Origin of the sequence: Trueperella sp. (assembly GCF_043424875.1) — a bacterium.
Lineage (GTDB): Bacteria > Actinomycetota > Actinomycetes > Actinomycetales > Actinomycetaceae > Trueperella.
The window spans coordinates 1-8,763 of the sequence record NZ_JBHWPL010000092.1; the positions used below are offsets into that span (position 1 = coordinate 1).

The following is an 8,763-nucleotide window of genomic DNA, read 5'->3' on the forward strand; positions in this document are numbered from 1 at the left end:
AGCAACCAGCTCCTGAACTTCATCGTTGACATCGCCCTCGCTTGGAACCGTCTGGTTCTCACAAGAAATCGTCAGCTCACCATCAGCCGACAGTGCGATATCTGCAACAGCAAGAGTTGTCCCAGATGCACCAGGCTGACACACCGGAGCACCCGACGCAGTCTCAGTCACCGCAGCAACATGAGTATGACCAGCAAACGCCAAATCAACATCCGCGCCAAGCGTCGCCGCGACCGCTGATCCCTCATGCATCAACGCAACAACAACATCAGCCTCACCATTGGTGACATCGCCATCCTTCAACTGGGCCGCAATCGCATCGGTTGTGACAACCGGATCAGCAAACGTCAGCCCGTCCGTCGCAGAAGCCGCCGTCAAGCTCGGCGTATCCTCAGTGACGGTAGCGACGTAAGCAACGGTCACATCACCAACTTCTACGGTGAAATACGGATCGTTAATCTCGTCAGCGCCACCAACATTCGCCCCCAAATATGGGAAATCCACGAGGGGAAGAACCCGGTCACGAAGATCTGCATACGACACGTCAAACTCGTGATTACCCACGGCCGACACCAGCAAATCCAACGCATTTAAAACCTCAAGCGTCGGAACATCGTCGGCAATAGCCGACTCGAACGTCGAACCACCAATCGAATCACCAACCGCAACGAAATGAACGTCGTCATTATCGGCGCGCAAATCATCAAGCATCGCCCCAATATACGGAGCAGTCCTAATCGCACCATGGAAATCCGAAATCGCCGCAACCGTCACAACACTCTCACCGACGTCTAGCGCCTCCGTCGTCGTGTCCTCGGTAGCTTCAGCTTCGGAATCGAGTTCTTCAGTAGCTATCGAGTCCGGTGTTGTGGACGGATCTGGTGCCTCCGTCGTCGTGTCCTCGGTAGCTTCAGCTTCGGAATCGAGTTCTTCAGTAGCTACCGAGTCCGGTGTTGTGGACGGATCTGGTGCCGCCACAGCGGGAGCTGCCAAACCGGCAGTTCCAAGCAAAACTGCCGCAGCTAGGCTCACTGAAGAGCGAAGCCGCGGCTTACGCGTATTGTGCGTCATAAAGGAATCCCTTTCATGGTTTAGGTCACACGTGGAACCATCTTAGCCAGATTGAGTGAACCCGTCATTACTTTCTGGCAACCCGAGAGGAAACGGGGTGGCAACGCACCAAGCGTTACCACCCCATATCGGAAGTTTCAGGTATCTACCTGCGTAAAGCCTAGACGACGCCCTGCTGGATCATCGCGTCAGCGACCTTCATAAATCCGGCGGCATTCGCCCCGACCATGTAATTCCCCGGCGCGTCCAGCTCCTCCGCCGTCGTCAAGCACGTGGAATGGATATCTTCCATGATGCCTTCGAGCTTTTCTTCGACGACGTCGGCCGGCCACGCCTGAAGCGACGCGTTTTGCTGCATTTCCAGCGCGGAGGTCGCAACGCCTCCCGCGTTCGCCGCCTTACCCGGTGCGAAAAGCATCTTCGAGTTCTCTGCAACCTCGATGGCGCCCGGCGTCAGCGGCATGTTCGCACCTTCGGCAACGAGCTCGATGCCGTGGTGGTGCATGGCCCGCACATCATTGGCATCCACTTCGTTCTGGGTGGCGCACGGAAGCGCGAGGTCGGCAGGGATCTCCCACACCTTCTGGCCGGCACGGAACTCTGCATTGGGACGCACGGCGGCGTACTCCGCCACGCGCCCTCGGCGCACTTCCTTGATCAGCTTGAGCAGATCGACGTCGATACCGTCGGGATCGTAGACCGAACCGCCCGAATCCGAAATGGACACGGCCTTGCCACCGAGCTGGTGGAGCTTCTCAATCGCGTAGGTTGCCACGTTGCCCGAGCCGGACACGATCGCCGTCTTGCCCTCAACCGAATCGCCACGCTCCGCGAGCATGTTATTCGCGAACATGACCAGGCCATAGCCGGTGGCTTCCGTACGCCCGAGCGAGCCGCCCCAGCCCACGGCCTTACCCGTGAGCACGCCGGCCTCGTTGCGGTTGGCAATCCGCTTGTACTGGCCGAACAGGTAGCCGATCTCGCGCGCACCCACGCCGATATCGCCAGCCGGCACATCGACGTCGGCGCCAATGTGACGCGAAAGCTCCATCATGAAGGCCTGGCAAAAGCGCATCACTTCGTCGTCGGACTTGCCGTGCGGGTCAAAATCCGAGCCTCCCTTGCCGCCGCCGATTCCCTGACCGGTGAGCGCATTCTTGAAGATCTGCTCGAAGCCGAGGAACTTGATGACGGATAGTGTCACCGACGGGTGGAAGCGCAGGCCACCCTTGTAGGGGCCGAGCGTCGAATTGAACTGGATTCGGTAGCCGCGGTTGACGCGCACCTTGTTGTCGTCGTCCTGCCAGGCCACGCGGAACATAATCTGGCGTTCGGGCTCGATGATGCGCTCGAGAATCGCCGAGTCTTGGTAATCCCGGCGGCTGAGCAGGAGCGGCTCGAGGCTCTCCATCACCTCGCGAACAGCTTGCTGGAACTCTGGCTGGGTCGGGTTACGCTTCAGCGCCTCTTCATAGACTGCTTCTAGGCGTGCATCCATTCGAACTCCTTCATCGTCGCCGGACAGGCTGAGTCAAGAATAATTCACGCACATGGGCACGAAGGAATTATTCTCAAATCTCGGTCAGGCGCCGCGCCGATCAGGAATCGTAGCTGGGCGAGAACGTGCGCACGTGCTCTTCGATCTCGGCACGCTTTTCGTCAGTGACCTCACTGCCGGTGAGCAACGTGTAGGTATCCGCCACAATCTTGTCGACCATCGGCAGAATCGAGCGGACGAGCATGTTTTGAAGGAGCTCCCGGTCAATCAGCGCGAAGTTCTTCTGAGCCGACGACAGCTCGGAGTTCGGATAATCCGCCGCGTTGCGCGTCACCTCGCGGGCCACAAGCCACGACTCGGCAACGCCCTTGACCATGGAGATGATGCCGGTCAGCCACCCGTGCACCACGCCCTCATGGTACTCATGCTCCGTGATCGCGTCGTCCACATAAAACAGCCTGCTCCACGCGGAAATCATCGACGTATCGATCTTCGAGATAAGCGCCGCCTGCGGGTCGTCCTCAAACTCGGCGACCTTCATGAAGCGATAGAGCTCCGGGGACTCGTCAACCAATTGGAGGAACTGGCTGACGACCAGCGAGAGGACTTCCTCGAACGGCGCCTGACGCTCAACAGCCTCCTCGAGCGAGGAGAGCAGCTCGTAGATGATGTGCTCGCCGATCGCGTACTGGAGGCCCTCCTTGTCGCCAAAGTACTTGTAGAGGATTGACTTGGACGTCTTCGATTCATCCGCGATCTGATCCATCGAGGCGTCAAAACCATACTTGTGAACCGCAACCGTGGCGGCTCCGATGAGTTCGCGACGACGGGTTTGCCGGTGAGTTTCCCACCTCGTGTTACGCCGATCCACCTTTTCGGTATGGTGTGTGGCCATGTCTTCTCCTGTGCATTCTCCAACCCGAGAATTTTTCACCTCGGATTCGTACGACGTACCTGCCGATCTAGATATCGGGTACAACACTCAAATAGTACGCCAGAAACCCCTGTGCAAACAGGTCTAAAACGCCGGAGGACGCGAGTAATCCACAAACGAGCATTTTTGGGGAATTCGGTTGCTTCAGATCTGAAGCAGTGCTGCCTCAACATAACGGTATCGGGAACTCATCTCATCCACAATGTCCGCTGCCAGGGTGGGGGTGGGCCCAGAACCGCGAATCCAAGCCAGAACATCGTCCTCGCTCACGTAGCGCACGTAATCCTTACCAAACGCGCGCGGATCGCCGTTTTCGGCCTCCTCGGTAATCCAGTACGTCGCTGAGTCGGGGGTGAACGCGTGGTCGGCGAACACGAACTCTTCATCGCCATAATCGCTCGACGATCCGAACTCGAGCTTGGCGTCTGCGATCACCAATCCCTTGCCGGCAGCAATTTCATTCGCCGCCTCGTACAAGTCAAGCGACATCTCTTTCAGGCGCTCGGCAACGTCCGCCCCCACGATCTCTTCCATCTGCTCGAAGCTGATGGGTTCGTCGTCGGCGCCCACCGCCGCCTTGATCGCAGGCAAGAACAGAGGCTGCGCGAGTTTGTTGCCGATCTTCAGACCGGCGGGCAGCGCCGTGCCCTGAAATTCGCCGGTGCGGGTGTACTCGTCAAACATGCGCCGGGTCATGTAGCCAACCACGGTGCACTCGATGGGATACATCCGGAGGCGCTGGACAACCATGGCGCGATTCTTGACGGTGGGCGGCACGTCGTCGGAAAGGTAGTGATTGGGGGCCACGTCCGCAAGCTGCTCGAACCACCATTTCGAAATCGCGTTCACCATCTCGCCCTTGCCGGGAATGATGGTGGGAAGTACGCGGTCGAGTACGCTCATGCGGTCGGTCGTCACGAGCATGATGATCTCGTTGCCACTGTGTGCAACCGGGTGAATAGGCGCGTATACATCGTGCACCTTGCCCGTGTAGACGCGAGACCAATTCGGAACTGAGAGCACAGTAACCTCCTCGCGCCTCGCTCGAATCAATTCTTTAAGTGTAAACCACGCCACACTATCCGAGGCATGCTAGCAGTGTGCAAAGATGGAGGGGAAGCACTCGGCTTCCCCTCCATCGGATGCTTAAGCGCTAGATGCTAGCGATTAGGCCTGTGCGGCCTCGATGCGCTCGCGGAACTTGGCAAGCTGTTCACGCATCTCGTTAGGCAGCTTGTCACCGAACTGGGTGAAGTACTCTTCGGTCGCATCCACTTCGTTCGCCCATGCGCCCGGGTCGGTCTCGAAGAGCTTGGCCCAGACCTCGTCGGTAACCTCATCGAGGCCCTCAAGGTTGAAGTCTTCCTTCTTCGGGTAGCGACCAGTCAGGCCGTCCTCGGCCTCAACCTTGCCGGAGACGCGGCGGACGATCCAGTCAAGGACGCGCGAGTTGTCGCCGAAGCCCGGCCACAGGAAGTTGCCATCCTCGTCGCGGCGGAACCAGTTGACCTGGTAGATGCGCGGGAACTTGTCTCCAAGCTCCTTCTGCATCTCGAGCCAGTGGCTCCAGTAGTCGGCCATGTTGTAGCCACAGAACGGGAGCATTGCGAACGGATCGTGACGCAGCGAGCCAACCTTGCCCTCTGCAGCAGCGGTCTGCTCGGATGCGACCGTGGCACCCACGTAAACGCCGTGGTCCTGATCGAATGCCTCGGCAACCAGCGGAACGTTGGTCGCACGGCGGCCGCCGAAGAGGATCGCGTCGATCGGAACGCCCTCGGGAGCATCCCAGTCAGGAGCGATGATCGGGCACTGCGCGGCAGGAACCGTGAAGCGCGAATTCGGGTGAGCTGCGAGCTCGCCGGACTCGGGCGTCCAGTCATTTCCGTGCCAGTCGATGAGGTGCTCAGGCGTTTCGCCGTCGATGCCCTCCCACCAGACGTCGCCATCATCAGTCAGAGCAACGTTGGTGAAAATGGAGTTCGCACGAGCGGTGTCCATTGCCATCGGGTTGGTCTTGTAGGACGTGCCCGGTGCGACGCCGAAGAAGCCGGCCTCGGGGTTGATTGCGTAGAGGCGGCCATCGGCGCCCGGACGCAGCCATGCGATGTCGTCGCCGACCGTCTCGACCTTGTAGCCGTCAATGGTCGGAAGCAGCATGGCGAGGTTCGTCTTGCCGGTAGCCGACGGGAACGCGCCGGTGATGTGGTACTGCTCGCCGGTCTTCTCGTCCGTCAGGCGGAGGATGAGCATGTGCTCGGCCATCCAGCCATCGCGGCGAGCCATCGTCGAGGCAATACGCAGGGCGTAGCACTTCTTACCGAGCAGGGCGTTGCCGCCGTAGCCGGAGCCGTAGGACCAGATCTCGTTGGTCTCAGGGAAGTGCGTGATGTACTTTTCGTCGTTGCACGGCCAGGTGGTGTCCTCGCGCTCGTTGCCATCGGCATCGATGAGCGGGTAGCCAACCGAGTGAACGGCCGGAACCCAGGCCTCGCCGTCGCCGATCAGCTTGAGAGCCTCTTCGCCCATGCGCGTCATGATGCGCATGTTGACGACGACGTACGGTGAATCGGTCAGCTCAATACCGAGCTGGGAGATCGGGCCGCCGAGCGGACCCATCGAGAACGGGATGACGTACATCGTGCGGCCAGCCATCGAGCCGTGGAAGACGCCTTCCTCACCAATAAGGGTTTCCTTCATCTGCTTGGGATCGGCCCAGTTGTTCGTGGGGCCCGCATCTTCTTCCTTCTCTGAGCAGATGTAGGTGCGCGACTCAACACGAGCCACGTCCGACGGGAGCGAGCGAGCCAAGAACGAATTCGGGCGCTTCTCCTCGTTCAGGCGGATAAACATTCCGCTCTCCACCATCTCGCCAGTGAGGCGGTCCCACTCTTCGTCGGATCCATCTACCCAGTAGATGTCCTTCGGCGTCGTAATGTTGGCAACTTCAGTTACCCATTCGACGAGATCGTTCGGCGCAAATTCCGGCGCGCCAGCACGGACGTCCTCAACATTGAACGCTTTTTCTGTCATCGCATTTCCTCCTAGAGATTGGCGATGTGTGGATTGTTTCCACTGACCATTATTCTTAAAGAAACTGTAAATTTCTTGGGACTATCGGGCATTGCGCAATAAGCATAACCAAGAAAAATACGGGTTTTCTCCATGTTGAATAGGTTGGGCAGATTGAGTGCATAGTTAGTGTGCTCCACATACCAGAACTCTCCCTCTCACGCATCCCCCTTTGTATCGAACTGCGAGACGCTCCGGACTTTCGTCCCCTAATTAGTATGAAATCAACTCGGGCATGGCAGTATGTTTTCCAACACCCGTCTAACGAAAAGGTGACTCATGACGACAAAGACTTCACCCAGGAGCAAGAGGGTCCTTGCCTTGGGTCTACTGGCACCGCTGGCGCTCACAATCGCAGCGTGCGAATCCGATACGACGATCTCCATCTTGGAAAATGGCGACGCCAGAATGACGATGGAGATCCACGACACCGACGGCATCCTCGAAATTGGCGGGTTGACCTCCTGTGACGACTTCATGGAGGACTTTGTTGGCAGCGAGGACGACTACACGGTCGAAGACATCTCCTCGGGTGGTCACTTGGGCTGCCGCATCACGGTGGATTCCTACGGCTCCGTCGTTGACGGAGAAACGTTGAAGGAGACCGACTCCACCTACATCTTCGAGGTTCCGGCGGATGAAGCTGCGGATGAGCTCGGCAGCGACGATCTGGACATGCTCGCCGCGATGGGCTTCGGCTTCACCTTCAACATCGAGATGCCAGGCGACATCATCCAAGCCGACGGCGCACAGATCAGCGGAAATCGCGCCACGTATGACGATCCAAACGCTTTGACGCAAGGCATCTACGTCGAGGGTTACAAGTCTGGCAGTGGCACAGCCCCGACCACGGATGACCCGACGACGGACGACCCCACCACGGATGATCCGACGACGAACGGTTCTGAGCGAATTGATCCGACAGACACAACCGAGCCCGGGACTGTTTCCGGGGAGCCTGCGGGCGAGCCAGGCCGCGACGACGGCTTCCCTGTGTGGGCGTGGGTCCTCATTGGTGTTGCCGCACTTGCGGCCATCGGCGGCATCGTATTCGCCGTGACCCGTAAGAAGGACGGCGGCCAGGGCGGACCGGGTGGCCCAGGTTACCCAGGTGGCCCTCAGGGCGGACCTAACCAGGGTGGCCCCGGATTCGGACAGGCTCCGTACGGACAGTCCGCTCCCGGCTACGGCCAGCAGGGCGGTTACGGCCAGCAGGGCGGTTACGGTCAGCAAGGCGGCTACGGCCAGCAGGGCGGCTACGGCCAGCAGCAGACTCAGCAGTTTGCTCCCGGTCACGGCGACGGCGGCCGACCAGCCCCGCACAACCCGGGCGGTTACGACCAGTCACCGAACGTTCCGCAGTCTGGCGGCGCGCAGGGCTCCTACGGCCAGGGCGGCGCTGAGGGCGGCTACTACGGCAGCTCGCAGAATGGTTCCGGCCAAGGATTCAGCCGCGGCGGTGCCGAGGGTGGATTCAACCAGACCGGCGACGGGACGGGCCGGTAAGGCAAACTAGCAAGTAGCCGGTGGTAGCTGAGCTACCACCGGCTACTTTGTGCCTATCACTCGATCGCTAGTCAGTGAGCGGATAGCGCACGATCGTCTGCGTGCGCTCCGGGCCCACGCCAATGGAGGAGATTCGGCAGCCCGAGAGCTCCTCCAGCCGCAGCACGTAATTCTGTGCATTGTCGGGAAGATCCGAGAACTTGCGGCACTCGGAGATGTCCTCGTTCCAGCCGGGCAGGTATTCGTAAATCGGCTCGGCGTGGTGCATATCCGTCTGGCTTTCGGGCATGTCTTCCACGCGCCCGTGATCGATCGTGTACGCCACGCACACGGGAATCTGCTCGATGCCCGTGAGCACATCGAGCTTGGTCAGCACGATGTCCGTCAACGAGTTCACTCGCGATGCAAAGCGAGCCACCACGGCGTCGTACCATCCCGTACGCCGCGGGCGCCCCGTCGTCGTGCCGTACTCGCCTCCGGCCTCGCGCAGGCGCTCCCCCTCCTCGCCGACTTGCTCCGTGGGGAACGGCCCCTCGCCCACGCGGGTCACGTACGCTTTGGCGACGCCGACCACGCGGTCGATCCGGCGCGGGCCGACGCCCGATCCGGTGCAGGCGCCCGCGGCCGTGGCCGAGGATGAGGTGACGAACGGGTAGGTGCCGTGGTCGATGTCGAGCATGAC

7 protein-coding genes are annotated in these 8,763 nt (G+C 60.0%); 1 reads left to right on the top strand and 6 read right to left on the bottom strand.

Translation table 11 applies throughout. The features are described from left to right. The 5 genes from ACHFFR_RS07950 to ACHFFR_RS07970 all read right to left on the bottom strand — a co-directional run. Positions 1-1,071: metallophosphoesterase (locus ACHFFR_RS07950; protein ID WP_394263733.1), on the bottom strand; the 1,071-nt coding region annotated here is incomplete at its 3' end. 160 nt (positions 1,072-1,231) lie between these two features. Further along, entirely contained in the window at positions 1,232-2,569 is a 1,338-nt protein-coding gene (gene gdhA, locus ACHFFR_RS07955; protein WP_394263734.1) for an NADP-specific glutamate dehydrogenase, read from the bottom strand. Positions 2,570-2,669: 100 nt separating this feature from the next. Beyond that, the gene (locus tag ACHFFR_RS07960; RefSeq protein ID WP_394263735.1) at positions 2,670-3,464 is read right to left on the bottom strand and encodes a TetR/AcrR family transcriptional regulator; all 795 of its coding nucleotides are present in this window, start codon (positions 3,462-3,464) and stop codon (positions 2,670-2,672) included. A gap of 183 nt (positions 3,465-3,647) precedes the next feature. Further along, positions 3,648-4,526: a phosphoribosylaminoimidazolesuccinocarboxamide synthase gene (locus ACHFFR_RS07965; RefSeq protein WP_394263736.1), complete on the bottom strand. Its 879-nt coding sequence runs from the start codon at positions 4,524-4,526 to the stop codon at positions 3,648-3,650. 144 nt (positions 4,527-4,670) lie between these two features. Continuing rightward, positions 4,671-6,536 (bottom strand): phosphoenolpyruvate carboxykinase (GTP), encoded by a 1,866-nt coding sequence (locus ACHFFR_RS07970; RefSeq protein WP_394263737.1) that lies wholly within the window; start codon positions 6,534-6,536, stop codon positions 4,671-4,673. A 360-nt stretch (positions 6,537-6,896) separates the two neighbouring features. Between ACHFFR_RS07970 and ACHFFR_RS07975 the strand changes: the two genes are divergently transcribed. Further along, complete coding sequence (locus ACHFFR_RS07975; protein ID WP_394263738.1) at positions 6,897-8,081, top strand: hypothetical protein; 1,185 nt, start codon at positions 6,897-6,899, stop codon at positions 8,079-8,081. Between the two features lie 67 nt (positions 8,082-8,148). Here the strand turns inward: ACHFFR_RS07975 and ACHFFR_RS07980 are convergent. Continuing rightward, positions 8,149-8,763 (bottom strand): adenylosuccinate synthetase (locus ACHFFR_RS07980; RefSeq protein ID WP_394263739.1); only part of this gene is annotated, 615 nt, incomplete at its 5' end.